The 22,421-nt window shown below is 43.3% G+C and carries 18 protein-coding genes; 5 read left to right on the forward strand and 13 right to left on the reverse strand.

The window, feature by feature from the left end:
• The first annotated feature begins 19 nt into the window (after positions 1-19).
• Both MTO98_RS27885 and MTO98_RS27890 read left to right on the forward strand, forming a co-directional pair.
• Positions 20-982 (forward strand): zinc dependent phospholipase C family protein, encoded by a 963-nt coding sequence (locus MTO98_RS27885; RefSeq protein ID WP_243482247.1) that lies wholly within the window; start codon positions 20-22, stop codon positions 980-982.
• 99 nt (positions 983-1,081) lie between these two features.
• Positions 1,082-1,759, forward strand: coding sequence for a hypothetical protein (locus MTO98_RS27890; protein ID WP_243482248.1), 678 nt, complete (start codon positions 1,082-1,084; stop codon positions 1,757-1,759).
• Positions 1,760-1,782: 23 nt separating this feature from the next.
• Here the strand turns inward: MTO98_RS27890 and MTO98_RS27895 are convergent, their stop codons facing one another.
• The 5 genes from MTO98_RS27895 to gldG all read right to left on the reverse strand — a co-directional run bounded on the left by MTO98_RS27895 (position 1,783) and on the right by gldG (position 7,588).
• Positions 1,783-2,433 carry a DedA family protein gene (locus MTO98_RS27895; RefSeq protein ID WP_243482249.1) on the reverse strand — a complete coding sequence of 217 codons (651 nt, stop codon included), beginning with the start codon at positions 2,431-2,433 and terminating at the stop codon, positions 1,783-1,785.
• Between the two features lie 45 nt (positions 2,434-2,478).
• Positions 2,479-3,219: a DUF4397 domain-containing protein gene (locus MTO98_RS27900; protein ID WP_243482250.1), complete on the reverse strand. Its 741-nt coding sequence runs from the start codon at positions 3,217-3,219 to the stop codon at positions 2,479-2,481.
• Between the two features lie 7 nt (positions 3,220-3,226).
• Positions 3,227-3,922, reverse strand: a complete 696-nt coding sequence (locus tag MTO98_RS27905; protein ID WP_243482251.1) for a DUF4397 domain-containing protein — start codon at positions 3,920-3,922, stop codon at positions 3,227-3,229.
• Positions 3,923-4,036: 114 nt separating this feature from the next.
• The gene (dnaN, locus tag MTO98_RS27910) at positions 4,037-5,161 is read right to left on the reverse strand and encodes a DNA polymerase III subunit beta (RefSeq protein ID WP_090529793.1); all 1,125 of its coding nucleotides are present in this window, start codon (positions 5,159-5,161) and stop codon (positions 4,037-4,039) included.
• Between the two features lie 33 nt (positions 5,162-5,194).
• Positions 5,195-7,588, reverse strand: coding sequence for a gliding motility-associated ABC transporter substrate-binding protein GldG (gldG, locus tag MTO98_RS27915; protein ID WP_243482252.1), 2,394 nt, complete (start codon positions 7,586-7,588; stop codon positions 5,195-5,197).
• 614 nt (positions 7,589-8,202) lie between these two features.
• Between gldG and MTO98_RS27920 the strand changes: the two genes are divergently transcribed.
• Complete coding sequence (locus tag MTO98_RS27920; RefSeq protein WP_243482253.1) at positions 8,203-9,117, forward strand: RDD family protein; 915 nt, start codon at positions 8,203-8,205, stop codon at positions 9,115-9,117.
• Positions 9,118-9,223: 106 nt separating this feature from the next.
• Here MTO98_RS27920 and MTO98_RS27925 read toward each other — a convergent pair whose 3' ends face one another.
• The 5 genes from MTO98_RS27925 to MTO98_RS27945 all read right to left on the reverse strand — a co-directional run bounded on the left by MTO98_RS27925 (position 9,224) and on the right by MTO98_RS27945 (position 15,013).
• The gene (locus tag MTO98_RS27925; RefSeq protein WP_243482254.1) at positions 9,224-9,733 is read right to left on the reverse strand and encodes a hypothetical protein; all 510 of its coding nucleotides are present in this window, start codon (positions 9,731-9,733) and stop codon (positions 9,224-9,226) included.
• Between the two features lie 58 nt (positions 9,734-9,791).
• Positions 9,792-10,364 carry a hypothetical protein gene (locus MTO98_RS27930; protein ID WP_243482255.1) on the reverse strand — a complete coding sequence of 191 codons (573 nt, stop codon included), beginning with the start codon at positions 10,362-10,364 and terminating at the stop codon, positions 9,792-9,794.
• A 21-nt stretch (positions 10,365-10,385) separates the two neighbouring features.
• Positions 10,386-11,093 carry an ATP-binding cassette domain-containing protein gene (locus tag MTO98_RS27935; RefSeq protein ID WP_243482256.1) on the reverse strand — a complete coding sequence of 236 codons (708 nt, stop codon included), beginning with the start codon at positions 11,091-11,093 and terminating at the stop codon, positions 10,386-10,388.
• A gap of 148 nt (positions 11,094-11,241) precedes the next feature.
• Positions 11,242-13,833 carry a gliding motility-associated C-terminal domain-containing protein gene (locus MTO98_RS27940; RefSeq protein WP_243482257.1) on the reverse strand — a complete coding sequence of 864 codons (2,592 nt, stop codon included), beginning with the start codon at positions 13,831-13,833 and terminating at the stop codon, positions 11,242-11,244.
• Between the two features lie 514 nt (positions 13,834-14,347).
• Positions 14,348-15,013: an FAD-binding oxidoreductase gene (locus MTO98_RS27945; protein ID WP_243482258.1), complete on the reverse strand. Its 666-nt coding sequence runs from the start codon at positions 15,011-15,013 to the stop codon at positions 14,348-14,350.
• 543 nt (positions 15,014-15,556) lie between these two features.
• Between MTO98_RS27945 and MTO98_RS27950 the strand changes: the two genes are divergently transcribed.
• Together MTO98_RS27950 and MTO98_RS27955 are read left to right on the forward strand one after the other, a co-directional pair.
• Positions 15,557-17,038 carry a glycine--tRNA ligase gene (locus tag MTO98_RS27950; RefSeq protein ID WP_243482259.1) on the forward strand — a complete coding sequence of 494 codons (1,482 nt, stop codon included), beginning with the start codon at positions 15,557-15,559 and terminating at the stop codon, positions 17,036-17,038.
• Between the two features lie 355 nt (positions 17,039-17,393).
• Complete coding sequence (locus MTO98_RS27955) at positions 17,394-18,497, forward strand: AI-2E family transporter (RefSeq protein ID WP_243482260.1); 1,104 nt, start codon at positions 17,394-17,396, stop codon at positions 18,495-18,497.
• 181 nt (positions 18,498-18,678) lie between these two features.
• Here MTO98_RS27955 and MTO98_RS27960 read toward each other — a convergent pair whose 3' ends face one another.
• The 3 genes from MTO98_RS27960 to MTO98_RS27970 all read right to left on the reverse strand — a co-directional run bounded on the left by MTO98_RS27960 (position 18,679) and on the right by MTO98_RS27970 (position 22,206).
• A complete protein-coding gene (locus tag MTO98_RS27960; RefSeq protein WP_243482261.1) occupies positions 18,679-20,010 on the reverse strand; it encodes a pitrilysin family protein in 1,332 nt (443 codons plus the stop codon).
• Positions 20,011-20,027: 17 nt separating this feature from the next.
• Positions 20,028-21,407 carry a pitrilysin family protein gene (locus MTO98_RS27965; protein ID WP_243482262.1) on the reverse strand — a complete coding sequence of 460 codons (1,380 nt, stop codon included), beginning with the start codon at positions 21,405-21,407 and terminating at the stop codon, positions 20,028-20,030.
• 133 nt (positions 21,408-21,540) lie between these two features.
• Positions 21,541-22,206, reverse strand: coding sequence for a hypothetical protein (locus MTO98_RS27970; RefSeq protein WP_243482263.1), 666 nt, complete (start codon positions 22,204-22,206; stop codon positions 21,541-21,543).
• Positions 22,207-22,421: the final 215 nt, after the last annotated feature.

A 22,421-nucleotide genomic window follows, 5' to 3' on the forward strand; every position in this document is an offset into this window, starting at 1 on the left:
AAATTGCATCTTTACCTTCATGAACCGCCGTATAATTTTAAGCATAACAGGTATCTGTTTAATCATGTTATGCTCATCATGGGGGTTCTTTGCGCACTACCGCATTAACCGGCTGGCTATTTTTACGCTTCCTAAGGCCATGTCGGGTTTCTACAAGGCCAATATCGATTACATAACCGAACATGCCGTGAGTGCGGATAAACGCCGCTATGTCGACTCGTCAGAAGCGCCCCGGCATTTCTTTGATGCCGACCATTATGGCAAACGGCCTTTTGAGGCCATGCCTAAAAAATGGAAGGATGCGATTGCCAAATATTCAAAAGACACCATTACTAAATATGGAACCGTTCCCTGGGCTATTCAGTACCAGTATTACCGGTTGGTGCGCGCTTTTAAAGCACATGATACTACTGGTATACTTAACGCCTCGTCATATTTAGGACATTACGTTGCCGATGCACATGTCCCCTTGCACCTCACCCAAAACTACAATGGCCAGCTTACCGGGCAAACCGGCATCCATGCCCTTTGGGAAAGCCGCCTTCCGGAGTTATTTGCCAACCATTATAACTGCTATGCAGGCAAAGCCCGCTATATCGAAAACCCGCTTAATGAAGCTTTCCGGATATGCAGGGCTACGTTTAAACGCGTGGATACTGTTTTGCGGTTTGAACGTATCCTGAACAAAACCTATCCGCAGGATAAAAAATATGAGTTGGTGCTGCATGGCAAAAAGCAAATAAATGATTATTCGGCCGCTTACAGTTTTGCTTATCACAAAATGCTGAAAGGCATGGTAGCAAGACAAATGCGGGCGTCCATACTTTCTGTTGGCAGCTTCTGGTATTCGGCCTGGGTTGATGCGGGGCAACCTGACCTTAATAAACTTATTGCGCAGCCTTTAAGTGATGATCAAAAAACCAAACTGCAGCAGGAAGAAACACTATACCGAACAGGCAAAGCACTGGTAATTAACCATTAATAACGTAAAACCCGAACACCAAACGGGTAGTAGCAACATTGTTTCCGCACTGCATTTCCTGCATCTTAGCGTAAACCATTCACATTAAATTATTACGCTATGAAGAAATTATTTTTCTTATTAATGATATTTTGCTGTAAGGCGGCAATAGCCCAAAACTGCAGCCAGTTTGTAAACAACGTTAATGGCAAAAAACTCACTTATGTGAGCCAGGATGCCAAAGGCAAACAGCAAATGACAGCTGTTTACACCACCACTAAAAAAGATGCAGCAACGGTTTCAGTACATGCCGAAATAAACGACAAGAATGGTAAAGCCATAGGTAATGGCGATTCTGAAATGATATGTACAGGCAATACCATTAAAGTAGATATGAAATCATTTGTACCGGCCGCAAATATGAAAGGCAACATGCAGGTAAGCGGTGAAGCCAAATATCTAACCTATCCTACCGATATGAAAGCGGGGCAAGCTTTAGATGATGGCTCCGTAAACATTGATATGGGCAGCGGCGGCGCACAATTGGCCAACCTGCAAATGGATATCAAGAACCGTAAAGTTGAGCAAGCCGAAACCATAACCACCAATGCAGGCAGTTTCGATTGTTTTAAATTAAGCTACGATGCCACTACCAAAATGAAAATGATGGGCATCGGTATCCCTTTTAACTTTCATGTAACCGAGTGGTACGCTCCTAAACTTGGCAGGTTTGTTAAATCTGAAACCTATAAAGGCGAAAAATTGATGGGCACCATGACACTTGATTCCATCAACTGACAGCACCGACGGACTGGTTATACTTAAGCCGGATTCTTGGCAGTGCGGCTTTTTATAGCAGCAAGAATAGGTGGCAGTATTGATATCAGGATAATGATCACCCCTACCAACGAGAAGTTTTTAGCTATGATATCTACCTGTCCTAATTTGTAGCCTGCAAACAGGAATACAATGATCCATGATGCACCGCCGATAATGTTGTAAAGGCTGTAACGTAAAAAGGGCATCCTGCCTACACCGGCTACAAAGGGTGCAATGGTACGGATAATAGGCATAAAGCGACTAAATATCACCGCCTTGCCGCCGTGTTTATCAAAAAAAGCTTTGGTTTTAAGATAATATTCAAGCTTAAGGATCTTATTTTCTTCTTTAAAAACTTTTGGGCCCAAATAGCTGCCTAAAAGGTAATTTACGGTATTGCCGATAAATGCAGCGGCAATTAATATAATACCCAGCAGCCAGATATCCAGCCCCGAGCTGCCACCTGCTATTAAAGCACCGGCTGCAAATAATAACGAATCGCCGGGTAAAAATGGGGTTACTACAAAACCTGTTTCGGCAAATATGATCAGGAAAAGGATGAGGTAGGTCCATCCCTGGTAAGCGCTGGTTATTTGTACCAGGTGCTTGTCAATATGCAGTATAAAGTCGATTATGCTTTTTATTACTTCCACAGGCTTAATTTTTGCCCAAAAATATAAATATTAAACAGAAAGCAGCTATTGAAGTGTCTTACTAAGCAGATTATTAGTTAACACCCCCGCACCAAAAGCCAGTGAATCGGCGCTGCCAACAATACCTTTGGTATAAATTGTATATGCGCGTCCGTCTTGTATGGTTATATTTTGCAGGGTTGTTTCAATTGTTGTAGGCGTTCGGGTAGTTGTAATGGTAAAGTTATAATTACCGGCAGTAAGTTCAACGTATTTAGATACCTTATTAAAGGTTGTACCACTTACAACAAGGCTGTCGTTAGCCCTCAGATCCAGTGCAGCTGTATTGGGCGAGGTATGCACAAACCTCAATTTTCCCTTTCCTATTGACGGTAAACCGGTGCTATCAGATAATATGAATGAACTTACAAATGAGCTATCTTTCCTGAAGCCGGTTATGAATAAGGTATATTTTCTGTTGGCCTTAAGCGTTGTATCAAACTGAAGCAAAATTGCAGGTGCCGTAGTAACTGTACGCAATTGCAGGGGTGGTTCAAGCGTTGAAAGATAAAAATATCCCGAACTGTTAGGATAAGTATATGTAGTTGTACTATACCTTATAAAATGCTGGTAAAGATATACCGGCAAAATATCGGGGCTCAAATTAACTATCTGAAACTGGGTATTGAGCCCAACTGAAGATGCGTTGCCACCCTTGCCGCATGATGTAACTCCGCATAAGAAAAGGCCGCACAGTACAGCCACAAAAAACGAAACCAGTACCTTGCTTTTATTTTTATTAGCCATTAATATATTATTGATTAGTGAACACACCGGTTGCCAAACCGGTACTTTTATTACCATAACCAAAGTAGGTATATACCTTGCCGCCAATTAGCTGCACTGTATCCCTTACAATGGTAGCAGGAAATGCTGCAGAATGCAGCGCCATATTATGTTCTCCAGGCGCTACCAAATAAAAAGCCGAGGTTGTCTTAAACCCGAGATCTTTTACTTGTTCGGTATCTGCGGCAGCCGTTATACCTTCAAAGTGCACACTTATATTACCCGCATCAGCCGATGCATTAACAAACCTGATTTTTGCCTTTGGGGCGCTACCTGTGTCGGCTGCTAATACGTCGGTAGTTTTGAAAACCTGATCTGCCGTATTGCCGGCCACGTAAAATGAATATACCGAATCCTTACTTAATGTTAGCGGCAGGCTAAACAAAGGATTGGCGTTGTTAGGACCATCTAACTTAACCGAATAGTTTTGAGTGCCCGATTTCACCAAAATATACCCCAGCGAACCTCCGGGATAAAACGTTGTTGTATTATTTATCCTGGTACCATTAACGTAAATGTTAACATTGTTGAAGGTAGTATTAATAACGTTTAATGATGTTGTTGAAGAATCAACCGCATCGGGTTTATCATTATTTTTTTTACACGATGCAAGGTAACCTGTCGTCGCGGCTATCATCAATAAAACTTTAACCTTTATATTCATATACAATTATAAGCTATAACTGCTTACTGTAATTTTTGGTATCGGGTGCCTAATAAAAAAAGTCCGGTTTTATGTTACCGGACTTAGTTTTGGATTTATAATTTAAGTTTACACTTAAGCATAGCTATTGAGCATCACCGGCATAACCAGCATCAGCACATCTTCATTCTCGTCACCTCCCTGCGGCAGTAATAGGCCCGCGCGGTTTGGAGTTGACATTTCCAAAGATACTTCTTCGCAACTTAAATTCTTCAACATTTCTATTAAAAATCTTGCATTAAAGCCAATTTCCATGTCCTCGCCCTCATATTGACAGCTTAAACGTTCGTGGGCCTCGTTAGCAAAATCAATATCTTCTGATGAAATATTTAACTCGCTGCCATTTATTTTGAGCCTAACCTGGTGGGTGGTTTTGTTAGCATAGATAGCTACACGGTTTAACGAACCCAGGAAGGTAAGCCTGTCGATATTTAGTTTATTTGGATTATTTTGAGGAATAACAGCCTCGTAATCAGGGTAACGCTCATCAATTAAGCGGCACACCAGGTTAATGTTGCCAAACTTGAAAAAAGCACTGGTGCTGTTATATTCAACCGATACGTTCACATCATCGCTTGGCAATGATGATTTAAGCAGGGTTAAAGCTTTTTTAGGTAAAATGAACGATGTAGTGCTTGCGGCCTTTGCATCTTTACGACGGTACCGAACCAGTTTGTGCGCATCGGTTGCAACAAAAGTAAGGGCCGATGTTGTAAGCTGGCAGTAAACACCCGTCATAGCCGGGCGCAACTCGTCATTACTTACTGCAAAAATGGTTTTGTTGATAGCTTCGGCTAAAACTGAAGCAGGCAGGTTTACCGATGAGGCATTTTCAACAACCGGAATTTTCGGAAAATCCTCGCCGTTTTCGCCGCTTAGTTTGTATTTACCGTCGCCGGCGTTGATTTCAATAGCGAAAGTTTTATCATCAACCGAAAAAGCAACAGGCTGCTCAGGTAATGATTTCAGGGTCTCTAACAATATACGCGACGGTATAGCAATCCTTCCATTCTCTTTAGCCTCAACAGGCAGCGAGGTGGTCATGCTGGTTTGCAGGTCGGTAGCAGAAATGGTCAAGTTCCCATCCTTTATCTCGAACAAAAAGTTTTCCAGTATCGGCAGCACAGTACTGCTGCTTAACGCACCACTTACCGACTGCAGTTGTTTGAGTAATGTTGATGTAGAAACAATAAATCTCATATGGTTGTAATTAATCTATCAAAAATAGAAAATTTAACGGGCATACTTTTGCCTGCGTAAATAATGTTGAAAAATAGCACATATTAACACTAAAACCAGCGGCGCAATGGTATTTACCAACTGCCAGTACATTTTTTCGCTGCGGATGCGCGCCCGGTTCAGCAGGCGGATCTTGATCTCCTTGGTACGCAGGGCAATCAGTCCCGAGTCGTCGGTCATGTAATCGGCTATGTTAAGCAGCAGGTTTTTATTCCCGTAGGTTTGATGTGTATAATGATCATATCCTAACGGATATGGTGAACCGTCGCTGCCTATTTGGTTCTTTAAAATATCGCCGTCACTGATCACTATCATTTTAGTAGGTTCACTTTGCGATAGTACCGGAACCTGCTCTTTTAGTCCTTCGGGCAGAGGGCGGTTTTGCCAATCACTTATAAAACGACCTTCCAGCAACACGCCGGTTATTTTAGGTACGCTTTGAAACTCTTTAGGATTGGGTTCCTGCTCCAACGCCTGCAATGATAAAATATGCGGGGCAGTTAATTTTTTATTATAGGGCGATGATGTTAGCAGCACCGTTTTATTTACATTTTTGGTATCCAGGATATCAATTGAACTTGCAAACTCGCTGCTGATGCCGTCAAGGTTTTTTACCACAGGGTGTTTGCTTAACGGAATAAATACCGGGTAATACAGCCATGGCAGCATCTGGATCTGCGCCTGCCCGCCAACGTTGCCTGTGCTGATGGGGATCTGCGAGCAGTTCATATCGGCTATCAGGTCATAATTAATGCGGATGCCATAACGAAAAAGCTGATCATCAAGGTTAAGCTGTTTTGGAAAGGCAAGCTGCTCCCCGCCATGCCCCCGAAGACTGTCCAGTTCGGCGCTCACCTGGTCTATCGTCCATAGTACCCGGCCTCCGTGCATAATGTACTGGTCGAGCTTAAATTTCTCTATTTCCGAAAACTTCTGATCGGGCTTGGCAATTACCAGTAATTTGATCTTTTGCAGATCGGCAAAAGAGATAGCACTTAAATCAACCCGGCCTACCTGGAAACCTTCGGCAAGGGTTTTCATGGCATCGTTCAGCTGCAGATCTGTTAATTCATGGTGGCCTTCGGTAAAACCTATTTGAGGCCTGCCCCCATCATCCGCTTTTTTTATAGCCGATGTAAAAGCATATTCCAGGTTTTGGATAGAGTTGTTCAGCACTTCATCAGGCGAAAGCCCTATCCTGCTGAGTAATAGTTTTACAGGAATATCCTTCCCATTGGCAGAAACCAGCGCCGAGGGGAAAATAAGCTTTTGCGTTACGCCATTATCGGTTTTAACGCTCAGGTTGGTTGGCTCTACTCCTTCGGCAGCCATGTTTTGGATCACCTCGTTTTGCTGGTCATTGTTTAAACCTTTCAACGGGTCACGAAACTCGAACTGGATTTTACCTTTACTATAAGCTTGCAAGTCGCTCAGCATATCACGCGTAGCACTCTGCAGGCGTTTAAAGCCGCCCGGCAGGTTATCGCCCTGCAAATAAACCACCACCTTAATACGCTCCGATAGCCTGCGCATGATTTTACTACTTACAGGTGATATGGTAAAGCGTTTTTCGGCGGTAAAATCAAAGCGGGTAAAGGAAAAATAAGACGAACTGACAAGCGAAAAAAATACGCACAATAATCCAACCATACCATTGGATAAGCGCTTTTGCCTTTGCCTGCCTAAAACAAATAATGTAAGCCAGATAAAAACGCCTCCAGCTACTAAAAAGTAAGTCAGATCGCGGGTATCCAGTACACCACGGCTTACTGAATCATAATGTTGGGTGATACCTAAATTCTGCAAACCAAGATCCTGCAGGGATAACAACTGACTGATGGAATCAAAGCCGCTGTAAAAAAAGAAACACAGGAAAACGGATATGGTGAATGCGATGATCTGATTTTTGGTGATAGATGAGGCAAACATGCCTATCCCAACAAAAACACCGCCTAATAAAAACAACCCAATATATGAACCTATAACTGCGCCGGCATCGATGTTTCCCGGTGGAATACCCAGCGAACTTACCGAATAGTAATAAACCAATGTAGGCAGTAACGCAAACAGTACTATTGATAAACAGGCAAAGTATTTGCCCAAAACTATCTCCCAATCTTTTAAAGGGCGGGTGAACAGCAACTCAAAGGTGCCTTCCTTACGTTCTTCGGCAAGTGAACGCATGGTGATGGCAGGGATCAGGAACATAAACAGATATGGCGCAGTACTGAACAGGCTTTCGAGCCCGGCGTAGCCATATTCTAATATGCTTGAATCAGGAAATACCCATAAAAATAAACCAAGCACCAATAAAAATACGCCGATGGTAACATAGGCTACCAGCGAACTGAGGTAGGATATTATTTCTTTTTTAAGGATGCTCAGCACGTTATAATATATTGTATTAAGCGCCGAAATTACAACAATATTGTCCCAAAGCAAAGTACAACGTTTGGATATCGAATTTCGGAATTTCGATTTCGGATTTATTTCTATGGCAGGTTTAAGCGCCCTTTGCCATAGTCGTTAACCTAAGGGAGTAATTTGGTGCAAGCCTTTTAAAATCCCCTCTCGAGAGCAGAGCTGTTGCATTCTAATTCAATGTGCTTTAAAAAGCCAACACTCGAGCGTCCACGCTCGAGTGTTGGTTTTTTTTGAGCGTCCACGCTCGCGTAACAACATCAAAAAGGTAAGCGTGGACGCTTACCTGAGCAATAATTCAAGCGAAAGACGCTTGAACTTGCAACTATACATTAGAATGCAACAGCCCTGCTCTCGAGAGGGGAATCGCACATTCCCCTGCATTTGAGGGGGCGCCTTAAGTTAACGGCTATGACGAAAGACGCCTGAACTTGCAGAGCACATATACCGCCCTCAAAAAGGTAACATCTACCTAAAAACTCAAAGTTTAATAATAAGGAAACAATAAAAAGCATTACTTTGCTGCTTTGTTAACAGCTAACTAAAGCTTAAATAATTATCCTAAAACCTTATTCCTCATCATGCTCAAAAAACACCTTAACCCTATTATAGCCGTAGCAAGTTTTATTATTGCCATAACCGGCATTATTAATAACGCCTTTTTCCCAACACACGATTTTGCTGTAATGCGTTACAAAGACCTGGCAAACCCGTTTTATCTCGATTGGATATTTAGCGGCAGTTCATTAAGATACAATGGCTTAAACTATGTTAACGCGATTGTTGATGGGATACTTTTATTGGGGGCCATTGCATTTGTTGCATCAGGGTATAAAAGGACACGGTTGATCAGGTTTGTGTTCTCAATCATATTCCTTTCGAATGCGTTGATATTTGTAAATTTAATTTTATTGTTCATATTCAAATCGTATTTCACCATATGGCTGCAAGACATCTTTACGCATTTGCTTTATTACCTGCTTGATGTTTTTTGGATAGTTGTGGCGTTAAAAGTATTGAACCACCTAAAAAGCCAAAAAGCCTTGCAGCAGGAAGTTGTTAATGACGGGGAGCATCCACAATCATATTACGTTAAGGCCGCCATTGGCTATAGGATATTGCACCCATTGGTTGATATGTTGGTTACCATAGCCGTTTTTTCAGAAATATTAGGCCGCTTTGTTGATTATGGTTCGGGGGCATTGTTCCGTTTCATGACCCAAACGCCCGAAAGCTGGGCCCAGAAAAATATTACTTTGGTAATAATTGCCTTACGCATTCTTTATTACATCATTTGCGAATCTGTTTTGGGCAGCTCTCCTGCAAAGTTCCTTACCAAAACGCGTGTTATTGATTATGATGGAAATAAGCCTTCGGTGAAAAAGGTCATCATCCGCACATTATGCAGGCTTATCCCGTTTGAGGGCTTTTCGTTTTTTGCAAACGATGGATGGCATGATAAAATATCAGAAACAACGGTAGTTAAGGAAGAATAGTTATAACCCCGGAGAACAGAAACAGATCGGCATGTTCTATCCGCCCGTTTTAGGGACAGGGCAACGGTTGACAGCTGCGGACGGTATTATAAAGCTTATCGGTTTACTACCTGCCAAACCGATAAGCAAACCTGATAGCGGTTTGCTGCAAAGTATGGGCCGACCAGCTTTCGTACCGTAAACCCAGCTCAAAGTTGCGGTTATCAGCGCCCGTGGGGATCATGATTGCCGGACCGACTGAAAAGGCAAACAGTTTACGCTCATCATAATTAAGTTCGATGGCGCTGCCTGCTTCAGCTTCCAAAAATACGCCCGAACCAACGTTATATCTCAACCCGGCCTTTAGCGGCACAAAAATATCGCCTCCCGAATGCCCATTATTTAAAGGCGAGTTTTTACGAAAAAAGCTACTGAACCCCGCTGTAAGTGTAAGGCTTACCGGGCTTACAATTGGTTGCTCCAGCTTAAGCGAAGCGCCAACTCCTACGTTGTATAAACTGCGCGAAGGAATACCAAATTCTACACCGGCACTAAAAGCCGTTGAAGGTTTCAGGCCCTCCTGGGCATAAATTTTAAAAGCAGGGAGGATAAGGAGCAGCAATAACAGTTTTTTCATACCGGGCCTAAAATACAATATTGGGAGGTATGCTGGGCTTTGTAACAATGGTTTTGTTTTACGGTTGATTTCCATCAACTTCTTTGCCATTCCAATCGGTTATTAGTGGTTTATGAAGCTCATGCCATCTGCTTACAAAATGATCTATATTATTTAAATCAGCGGCAATAAGCTTGTTAAGCTGAGCTTTCCTTTTGTTAAATCCCCATTTGGTACAATACCGTTTCAATTTATGCGCTTTGGTACGAAAAAGCGGCATGCCTTTAAAATCATCTATTCGCAAACGCATCCGTGTAATACTATTTGGCGGCAGGTGAAACTGAAAGCCATCCATACCCTGCAATTGCTGCACCGAGGCAACCGACGGCTGCAATTCAAAAACATTCAGGAATATCTGTATCCATTTGTCGCCCCTTGAAATGTGGGTTTCAATAAACTCCATACGCGAATGGTTGCTCACCCGGCATAACGCGTACGAAAAACCATTTAAGTTATTGCGCCCAAACCACGATGAGGTAAAGGGTGTTTTTTCAAACCCGTTTCTTTGCAGCGCGGGAATAGCTGTTTCAATAAAAATTTTATTTCTTGCTTCAAGCAATGTTTTAGGCGATACTTTATAAAACAAACCCATATCGCGTCTCCTTATAAATTCTCAATTATTGGTAAGACTGATAAACACCTCTTCGAGCGATTTGCCGCCGTTATTTTTCCTTAGCTGCTGCAAGGTATCATTGGCTACTATTTTTCCCTTATTAATGATTATCACCTGGCCGCATACAGCTTCAACTTCCTGCATAATATGCGTTGACAGCACAATGGTTTTGGTTTTACCAAGGTCGAGAATTAACTGGCGAATCCCGATCAACTGGTTGGGGTCGAGGCCGGAGGTTGGCTCATCTAATATCAGCACTTCAGGATCATGCAGCATGGCCTGTGCCAGGCCTACCCTTTGGCGATAACCTTTTGACAGCTGCCCGATCTTTTTATGCTGCTCGGGCCCGAGGCCCGTTTGCTCAATAATATCGGCGATACGTTTGGCAGGCTCATGAACTTTATGGATGCCTGCAACAAAGCCAAGCGACTCCTTCACATACATATCAATGTACAGCGGGTTACTTTCGGGCAAGTAACCTATGCGGCGTTTAACATCAAGAGGCTGCTTAACTACATCAAAACCACATACCGATGCTATACCCGACGTTTGAGGAATAAAGCCCGTAAGGATTTTCATGGTGGTTGACTTACCGGCACCATTAGGGCCCAAAAAGCCCAACACACCCGGTTGGGCAGTAAAACTTATCCCATCAACAGCCTTCTGCACGCCGTAAACCTTGGTTAATGCCTCAACACTGATACTCATGGCTGTAAAAATAGATTTTAGATTTGAGATTTGAGACGTGAGATTTGAGATTCCTGCAAAACGGGGAATTGGTTTTGTGGTGTCCGTCCGCCCAGTTTACCTCATTGCCGGAGGCGTCCGGACATCATTTCCTAATCATAGTTGCTGATCATCGCAATACTGTCACTTCTCCGCTGATTTTTCCGCTACTGCTTTTAGTATCTATCACATAATAATACGCTCCTGCAGGTACCGTTTTTCCGCTACTGGTTCCATCCCAGGGGTGCTGGTAACCCACCGAGCGGTACATCATAGCGCCGTACCGATTGTAAACATTTACGGTACAGTTAGTGTATGATAATAGTCCCGGGATAAACCAAGTATCGTTATATCCATCACCATTGGGTGTAAACGTATTGGGTACTATAATTTTTTCGGGAACTATTACAGAAACAACTATAGCATTTGAAGTTACAACAGGGTTAGCAATGCATTTACCTCCCGATAACATGATGCAGGTAATTCCATCACCATCAGCTAAGGTGTTACTGGTGAATGTAGCGCTGTTTGTACCCACGGTTTGCCCGTTAACGTACCATTGATAAACAGGATTATCCTGTACATTAGATGGTTGCGCCTTAAAAGTAACCGGCGTACCCGAAATAATTGTTCCGCTAACCGATGAGCTGATGCTTAGCGAAAGTGTAACATACGGGGTATTTTCAAGGGTAGCCTGATTTGATACCGGGGAGGTTATAGGTGCGCATCCGTCATTATTTGTAACCACGCAAGTAATGATATCGCCTGTGTGTAATGTGCTGCTGGTGTAAGTATTTGAATGACCACCACTGTTTTGACCGTTTACCATCCATTGATAGGTTGCGTTACTACCTGCATTTTGAGCGTCGGCAGTGAATTCAAACTCCATGCCATCGCACCCTGCTATCACGCCTGCCGGATCTATCGTTACTGATGGCGTAGCAGCTGCAGCAACCGTTAATGTTTGCGGTTTTGGTATGGCCGGATTATATAAACTGTTACCGATTTGCGACGCAGTGATGGTTGTAGTACCGGCTGCTATGATATGAACAAGGCCTGCCGCCGAAACAGTAGCAACTGCCGGATTACTGCTTACATAAGTAACCGGAATAGTTGAGTTAGAACTTGTTGCCCCTGCCGCAAAATCAAGGCTACAGACAGATTTATCAGGTATTGCAGGAAAAGTGATCACCTGATTTTTCATAATAGTAAATGTCTGTTGCACCGGCACAGCCGGTAAATATACATCATTCCCGCTTTGATGAGCGGTTATAACAGTTACCCCAGGGGCTATTGCCTGAATTTGCCCATCGGCATTTACAATGGCAACATCAGTGTTGCTGCTGGTGTAAGTAATTGGTGTTTCGGTATTGGTGTTGGTACTGGTAGCGTTGGGATGCAGGATATTATCAATATCCATATTGACAATTGCAGGGGGTGGAAAAGTAATGATAGATGGCTGCAGCACAATTTCGTCAACAATTTCTATAGTTACCGTGGTACTGTTGCTGCCGGTTGCATTATAAGCCGTTATAGTGTAAGCAGTAGCCGGAGACAGAACGGTTGGCGTCCCCGAAATAATACCGGTTTTAGGATCAAATACCAAACCCGCCGGTAAAGGCTTGTTAATGGTATAGCCTGTTATTACAATCTTTCTAACATCATTGTTAATGTTTTCGCCAACAAATAAATTACCTTTTCCATCCATTGCCATTCCGAGCGGTCCGTTAAATGAAGCGACAACTCCACTGGCATCTTTTGCACCGCCCCCTGCAATAATAGTTACTGTCCCATTAGGGTTTATTCTTTTTATGGTATTACCGTCCTGCTCGGCAACATAAATATTACCGGTACCATCCACCCTGAGCTCACGCGGAAAATTGAAACCAGTTGCAAATGTAGAAACTATACCTGCGGGGGTTATTTTTCTTACGGCATTATTCCCAACATCCGACACATATAAATTACCGGCAGCATCGAACGCAACACCGGTAGGCGTGTTAAACGATGCAGATCCTGCGGGGCCGTTATCAGCGCCCATAGCGCCACTGCCAGCGTAAGTGGATACCTCGCCAGCTGGTGTTATTTTCCTGATCAGGTTATTACCCTGGTCGGCAACGTAAATATTTCCTGTGTTATCCATTGCTAAACCTCTCGGGCTATCGAACTTAGCAGCCGAACCTGTACCATTGGCAAAACCCGGCGAATGCGGAGTTCCCGCAATTGTTGTTACGTAGCCTTCCGGTGTTATTTTCCGTATCAGATGGCTTGCCTGATCGCTGCAGTAAATATTACCGGCAGCGTCTGAAAACAGTGCATCGGGTTCAGAAACGGTTGCGATGGTACCAGGACCATCGTCCCAACCAGATTCTGAATGCCCTACAAACGTTGAAAGATCACCCCCGGGAGTCAATTTGTAGATTCTATTATCGGCCCAATCTGCTATAAATATATTTCCCGAAGCGTCAACTGTAACCCCGGTTACTGTATAAAAATATCCAAGCGTGCCGAAACCCGCAATAGTACTTACCTGCCCATAAATAGTTGCAGGTACTGCGCCCCCCGTATTAGCCGGGGCTAACGATGTAATAGGAGTATTGATTTTATACTTATGCGGAGTTGTATATTTAATGGCCGGAGCCTGAGCAAACAAAGAGGCATAAAAACTTAGCGAAACAAGCAAAACTGCTGCAACGCGCAAAACATAAAACAACCGGTACATTATTGTTTTGATCAGATAAAGTGATAAAGTAAAAGCTGCCGAAAATTAAGCTTTTTTACTGATACTGACGACCTCTTATAATCAAATATAACATTAGGTTATTTCTTTAACACCTGCTGGTTAAATAACTGCACCAGATGCAGCCTTTTGGGATTTCCGCCCGGGAAATCGCTTAGCGACGGGCCGTTACAAACAGCTGTCCCAGCAAAAACTTACGGGATTATCATATATCTCATCTTCATCAAAATTCATATGAATGTCATTCTGTAAACCTTTTATAGAATCAGGTAACCTGCGGCAGGCTTAAAACGTATCAGGCCACTATAGTTGATAAAACCTGTCGGCTTTGGGTTAAACATGAGCGTTCCCATGAACGCGCAGACACCCGGGCAGTGTTGCAGGCTGATCAATAAAAAAGGTATTTTGCAGAGGCGCACCACATGTGTCTGTGATATGCAGGGATAACATGCAAGACAAAGCATAGAAGACCGCACGTGATGCGTCTCCGCATAAACTACCTTTCAAACACCACCGAATCACTATCGGCTCCAAGTTGCCCTAATATCCCGCTAAGTTCAGTAACCATAGCATCAGGGCCACATATATAAAAATGCTTTGAGAAATCTTTTATTTCAGCTTTCAGAAATTCAGCATTGATGTGCCGCTGGTCATACATACTGTCTTTTTGATCAGTAATAATGAAATGCGCGTTTGCACCAAGCATGCTTTTCAATTCATCGCTCAAAATAATATCCTTATCAGTTTTATTGGAAAATATAAGCCTGTTATCGCCTATTGCACCGTCTTTATTCAATTGCCTTAGTATAGCTAAAAACGGTGTGATACCTGCGCCGCCTGCAATAAAGTAACCGGCACCTTTATATTCAATAGCCCCCCAAACGTCGCGAATGATAAGTTCATCGCCTTCTTTTACCTTGCTTAGCTGGTTGGTAACGCCGTCATGATCGGTATAGGTTTTTATAGTAAACTCAAGGTAATCATCATCGTTGAGGCTGGTAAAGGTAAAAGGACGCGTTTCATCACGCCAACCGTCAATATTGATAGATAATTCTGTTGCCTGGCCTGGTATAAAACTATAACCGGCAGGTTTTTCAAGCCTGAATCGCCTTACATTATGCGTAACATAATTTGCAGCAAGTATTTTAACGATTTGTTCCATTTGTGATCGGTATAATAGGCTTAGTACAATTATAGTGCAAAACAGTTAATTGTTTAAATTATAATTAATAATTGTGAAATGTTTACACATTGTGAGAAATGCATGGTAAAATGAATGTGGAATGATTTAGGACTTCACAAGTACATTTTAAGCGTACAAACTCATCATGATAAACAACTCAATCGCAGTTTAAACGATGGATGCAACGATTATATAGTAGATATGGAAGATACTTTGAAAGCATTTGAATGCCGGTTCGTCTGGCGAACCATACACCGGCGAGCAAAAAGCGGACACCTGTTTTGGAGTTCAGATTCCGATTTCGGAGCTATGTATCATTCAATATAAACACCAGGAAATCTCTTTACATTAAAGAATGTGCTCATAAGTTAAAGAAATAGCCATAGGCACGAACGTGCCGCATCCGGGCGGACACCTTGCTGCGCACAGGCCAGAGGCGACCTGATTCGCTATTTCAAAATCAAAGTAAATCCGAAATCGAAAATCCGAAATCCGAAATCAAAAACTATCTTTGCAGCTATTATGAGCAAATCAACCGACGAACTTTTTAAAAATGTTATTTCACACGCCAAGGAATATGGTTTTGTTTTCCCTTCCAGCGAGATCTATGATGGCTTAAGTGCAGTTTATGATTACGGCCAAAACGGTGCCGAACTTAAAAACAACATCAAAGCCTACTGGTGGAAAGCCATGGTGCAGATGAATGATAACATTGTGGGCATTGATTCGGCCATATTTATGCACCCTAAGATCTGGAAAGCAAGTGGTCACGTTGATGGCTTCAGCGACCCGATGATCGACAATAAGGACTCAAAGAAACGCTACCGTGCTGATCAGCTGTTAGAAGATAAAATAGAACGCTACAGCAAAGACGGCAAAACCGATAAGGCAGAAAAGCTACAGCACGATATGGACGAGGCCCTGAAAGCCGAAGACCTGCCGCGCCTGAAAGAGCTGATCCTGGAACACGAAATTGCCGACCCTATAAGCGGTACCCGCAACTGGACAGATGTACGCCAGTTTAACCTGATGTTCAGCACCCAGATGGGCGCTGTTGCTGATGATGCCGATACTATCTATCTGCGTCCGGAAACTGCTCAGGGAATCTTTGTAAACTACCTTAACGTGCAAAAATCGGGCAGGATGAAAATCCCTTTCGGTATTGCGCAAATTGGTAAGGCTTTCCGTAACGAGGTTATTGCCCGTCAGTTCATTATCCGCATGCGCGAGTTTGAACAAATGGAGATGCAGTTCTTCGTTCGCCCAGGCACTCAAAAAGAATGGTTTGACCAGTGGAAAGCTGCCCGTTTAAAATGGCACCTTGCTCTGGGTACCGATGAAGCCAAATACCGCTATCACGAGCATACCAAACTGGCCCATTACGCCGATGCTGCTTATGATATTGAGTTTGAATTTCCATTTGGCTTTAAAGAGGTTGAAGGTATCCACAGCCGTACCAATTTCGATTTGAGCCAGCATCAGGAGTTCTCGGGCAAAAAAATGCAATACTTTGACCCCGAGGTTGATCCTGAAACAGGCAAACCATACGGTAACTATATCCCTTACGTAATTGAAACGTCGATAGGTTTAGACAGGATGTTCCTGCTTACCATGATCAACGCTTACGAAGAGGAAGACCTGAGCACTGAAGAGAAACAGGATAGCCGCACCGTATTACGCCTGCACCCTTGCCTGGCACCGGTTAAAGCCGCTATTTTCCCACTTACCAAAAAAGATGGTCTGCCCGAAAAAGCCCGCGAGATCATGGATAAACTGAAGCTTGACTTCAACATCCAGTACGAGGAAAAAGATGCTATCGGTAAACGCTACCGCCGCCAGGATGCTATTGGTACGCCTTTCTGCATCACTGTAGATCACCAGACGTTAGAAGACAACACCGTAACCATCCGCCACCGCGACAGCATGGCTCAGGAACGCGTGGCCGCCGACCAGCTGGATAAGATCATTGGTGATCTGGTTAGCTGGAGGAATGTGTTAGCATAAGCAAACCTGCTATAATATTTTAGAAGCCTGCATTAATCGTGCAGGCTTTTTTGTTTTTAAAAAGAGCGGGGGATAGCGCGATTCCCTCCCCTGGGAGGGTGTAGGGAGGGGTTTCGCTGCCGTGCATGTCCGTTAACATAGCGTATAAACCCCTCCCTGCCATAACACTTCCACTCGCACCCCTCCCAAGGGAGGGAATTGAAAACAGAAATCTCACCCTGTTCGCTCCCGTCCACAACTACCCATTCCCCCCAGCGGACGGACACCCCTACCCAATCAGCATAAAACCGGCCTAATTATCAGCAAAGCAAACAATTGCTTATCTTGTTCCTTTCTGTGTAAAAACCCTGCACCCATGCCTGCTGTTAAAGAATACCCCTTTTTTCTTAAAAGTACTGTTATACTTTTCGGATTGATTTTATTGGTTTATGTATTTGCCCAACTGGCAGATGTCATGATCCCACTTGCTTTCGCCGCTTTTATTGCCATTTTACTTAACCCCGTAAGTAACTGGCTGGAAGAACGAAAGGTTCCTAAAATATTAGCTATAGGCCTGACCATGCTGCTTGGTGCCATTTTACTGGCAGGATTGTTCTACTTCCTCTCTACCCAGATCATCCAGTTTGGCGACTCGCTGCCCATGCTAAAAAAGAAGTTTGCCGAACTGTTCATCACCTTTAAAGACTGGGTAGCAACCACTTTTAACTACTCCATCCAAAAGCAGGACAAGCTTATTAAAGATGCCATGGATAATAGCCAGGCTTTGGTAGGCCGCACGCTGGGTAATGTGCTGAGCACATTCGGGCTGGTATTTGTTGTGCCGGTGTATGTATTTCTGATCTTGTTTTATAAAGTACTGATTCTTAATTTCCTTTTTGAGGTATTTTCCGAAGAAAACTCCAAACAGGTAGCCGAGGTTTTAAAAGAAACCAAATCGGCTATTCAAAGCTATATTCAGGGCTTATTGATTGAGATGTTGATAGTAGCTGCCATGAACTCGCTGGCATTGGTGCTACTGGGGGTTAAATACGGCATCCTGATAGGCGTTATAGGCGCTATCCTTAACCTGCTGCCTTATATTGGCGGCATTATAGCTATAGCTCTACCTGTGCTGATGGCAACAGTTACTAAAGATGGCTATAGCACACAATTAGGAGTGATCATTGCCTATATGGTTATCCAGTTTATTGATAATAACATACTGGTGCCGCGCATCGTATCATCAAAAGTGCAGATCAACGCCCTTATCTCCATTGTAGTGGTATTGTTAGGCAATATGCTTTGGGGATTATCGGGCATGTTCCTTTCTATTCCCTTCGTAGCCGTGCTTAAAATCATTTTCGACAGGATTGACGGCCTAAAACCCTGGGGCAAGCTCCTCGGCGATACCGTACCCACCAAACCCAAAGGAGCCGGCTGGAGCCGAACGAGGAAAAAGGCGGTGCTGCCGGAGGAATAGTTCATTGGTTCATTGGTTCATTGATTCAACAGGGCACAGACCTGTCTTAGTATAACGCAAAAGGCCCGGAGTTTTATTCCAGGCCTTTTATCTTCATAAGATCTTCGCTGTAACAAACTAATGAACCTTGCTCATCGCCATAAAAGACCAATGAACTAATGAACAAGTGAACTAATGATCCTTAATGCGTAACCGGGTTTTCGCCGTTGTGCAGCGTACCGTTAATGTACAACAATTGGTTTACCTTTTTAGGATCGCCCTGGTATACCCATACTATGTTGTTGATGTATTTACGGAAGGCGTTGCTTACATCATCAGTGGTTAATTTCTTTACATCATCAACCATGGTCAACGAACGTTTCCAGTTTTCATGCAGTACTTCGTTAGCTGCTATAGATGATGCCTGTGCGCTGTTGGTTTCGTTTTTATAGTAAAAGCCTGTGAGGTAGGTAACCTTCATGTCGGCTACATCTTCAGGCTTAAAGCCTTCGCGTTTAATTTTGTCAACCAGTTTATCAAATACGGCAATGTACTTATCAGGCTCGGTTGTTGAAACCGAGAAGCGTGCAGTAGATGTTTGACCGGCGCTAAACCAGGCTTGCGGAGCATATGATAAGCCATTGTTGGTACGCACCTCTAAAAAATGCATGTTCGAGAAAATGCGCATAGCCACATTAAAAGCGTTAAAATCGGGTGTGCCGGTAGCTGGGCCGCTGGCAATGCCTTCTACATAATTGGTAGCCAGGTCACGCTTTTCAACGTTGATACTGTTTTTTTCGGTCCTGAAGGTTGATTTCTTAAATGCAAACGCCGAACCTTGCTTAACGCCGCTCAACATCGCTTTCACCTTAGCTTCAATAGTAGCCTGATCAAGATCAGCAACCACAACAATCACCAGGCGCGATTTGGTTAGTATGGACATATAGTAAGCCTTAGTTTCGGCCGGGGTTAAAGCAGTAACAATGGGCACTGTACCACTTGGGTCTTTGGCATAATTGGTTCCGGCAAAAGCTACCTTATCGGCATATTTATCAATGGCGTTATCCGGCTGCGAGTCCTCTTGTTTAATATTATTGATGGCATCCTGTTTAATGCGGGCAAATTCCTTTTCATCAAACTTAGGTTGAGTTATAGCCTCAACATACAAAGGCCAAACAATATCAAAGTCGCCTTTAATACAGTTCATGCGCACTACCGAGTAGTTTTTGTTGCTGCTGCCGTAAACAGATGCGCTTACTTTATCAAGCTCATCTTTAAAGCTGTTTTTATCATGCTTTAAAGTACCGCACTCGGTAAGGGCGCTCATAGCCAGCGATTCGATACCTGCTTTGGTAGCGGGATAGTTTTGTACACCGCCTTTTATAATGGTTTGTATCTCAACAATATCATTACCGCTTGGTTGTACAATAACCTTAACGCCATCTACCGTAGTTTCATACGCTTGTTTTTGCGCCTTAGCTGTATTTCCTATAGCCGCTGCCACCAGCAGGGCAATTATATATTTTTTCATCATGATGAGGTAGTTTTAAATTACTTGGCTGCAAAAAATGAAGCCGCGTTTACTGTTTTATTTAACTCAGGCGCTATGATCAAACCGGCAGCATATGGCTTGCCAATTACGTAAGTCTCCAGGTATTTTTTAATATCGGCACGGGTAACTTTTTGATAGTTGGCATCCAGGTCGGTATAAAAATTAAATGAAGTACTGCACCATTGGTAGCTGATCTGGCTTGGTAATGATGACGGTTTTTCTTTGGCATGGATGTCATTACGGTGCAAAATGGCTTTAGCGGTAGCCATTTGCTCGTCGGTAAAGTAATCATCCTTATTCCACATGCTTACCTGGTTCATGAGTTCGGTATAGCATTCTTTCAGCTTGTTAGGGTTAGGCACCACGAAAATATCGATAGGGCCAACATAACGGCTGGTAGTATAATTTACATAAACACCGCTGGCCAAACCTTTATCAACCAATGCCTGCTGCAATTTTGACGAATTTAAGCCCACAATGGTCGAAAACACATCGGCAGTCACCGTTCCCGCCGAATCGGTTGGATATGAAGGGCCCTGCCAGGTAAACTCCATATAAGGGGTTTGGGCAATGGTTGCTTCCTTAACAAAATACTCGGGCTTGGTTAAAGGCTTAAATGCCGGGATAGGGAACTTGGTTTGCGGATCGAAACCACTGTTGGCCCAATCACCAAAAATGCTTTCGGCAAGGGCAAAGGCATTGTCGTGCTTTACATCGCCGCAAATGGTAAGCAAGCTGTTATTAGGGAAATAATATTTATCCTTAATGATCATCATTTTTTCGGGCGTAGCCGTGTTGATCACTTCGTGGATACCGATAGGGTTTTTACGGGTAATGAGATCGCCCCAAAGCTTTTGCTGCATACCATACCAAAGCTGGAAACCCGGATCACTCTCGGCACGCTGAAACTCGCCGTCAACCACAGGGCGTTCCTTCTTCATATCTTCCTCGCGGTAAATAGGGAAACGGATGGCCGCATTCATGAACTTTAAGCCGGCTTTAAGGCTATCCCTGTCAAAAGTAAAAAAGTAGTTTACACGCTCGGTATTGGTGGTACCATTCCAAATAGCGCCAAGCTCCTGGGTACGTTTTAAAAATTTTTCCTGGGTTGGGTAATCCTTATTGGCCTTAAAAAACATGTGCTCAAAAAGGTGCGAGAGACCGCTGTATTCCGGGCCTTCCGTGTAAGCACCGTTTTTAACAGCTATTTCAATGGTGGTTAATGGTACTTTGCTGTTTTCAATAACCAGCACATCCAGGCCATTTGGCAATTTTTTAAGGAAGTAGCCTTCAGGCAGCCTCACCTGGGCAGTAGCCATACAGGCGCTAAAAACCGCGGCTACACTTAATGCAAAAATTTTGATAAAATTTCGGTTCATATATTTACAATATTTTTAACACTATAAATATATCGGTATAATCTCGAATAAATAAACGATTTAACCGCTTAGCCACAATTTTTTAACACAAAATTAAGCCGTTGGTGATTTCGGCATATTTGCAAACCGGCAATTAGATGCCGGCTTTTATACTATTATATGGCAAACCCAAATCACTGGCAGCATACTGGGTAAGCACGCTATCTTTTATGGTGATGTAGTCGCCGCCCTGGCTTACATGCAGTTTTTCAATACCATCGCGGTTATCAATAAGCGGTATAGTACGCGATACCACGGTACCGGTAGTATCCAGTTCAATAATATAAGTTTCTTTTTTACCGCCTGCCATATCGGTAAATGGCACAATAACCGTATGGTTATTATCGTCAATAAATTTGCCTATGATATTTTTCCCATCCAGATCGGCAGGGTTTAAGCCAAGCAGGTATTTTGCTTTATCGGGCGAGATACCCATAATGTTTAGCCTAACTGTATTGCCATCAGCATCTTTGGTGGTATCCTGCATAGTAACTTTATCGCCCTGCGGATAGCGGGCAACAGCATAAAAGGTATTGGCGCCGGTGCTTTTATCATTATGGCCAGGCAGCAAAAAGTAAAGCTGAAGGTTGCTCAGTTTAGCGCTGTCCGCTTTAATTTGCGAGGTGATACTCAGCAGTTCGGCCCATTTAAGCCTGCCATCTATCTTAACGGTAACACTGGTTGCGGTATCCGACTTGGTAACCCTTGATATGGTATAATGAGGTACATTCTTTTTAGTGCAGCCAAAAGCTACAAGCATGATTATTAAACAGGGAAAAATATTCTTGATCATGTGGCAAAGTTAAACCGTTGATTTGAATTTGAGGGTGTTGATTTTTGATTACGTTGATTTCGCTGATTATGAACCTTGATTTTTAGGATTGAAGGATTACCCTGATAGATTGTTCTGATAGATTGTCCACTCGTAATCCAAACTACCCTACTCCCCTAAGCGGACGGACGCACATATTAAAA

This window comes from Mucilaginibacter sp. SMC90, from assembly GCF_022811725.1.
Classification (GTDB): domain Bacteria; phylum Bacteroidota; class Bacteroidia; order Sphingobacteriales; family Sphingobacteriaceae; genus Mucilaginibacter.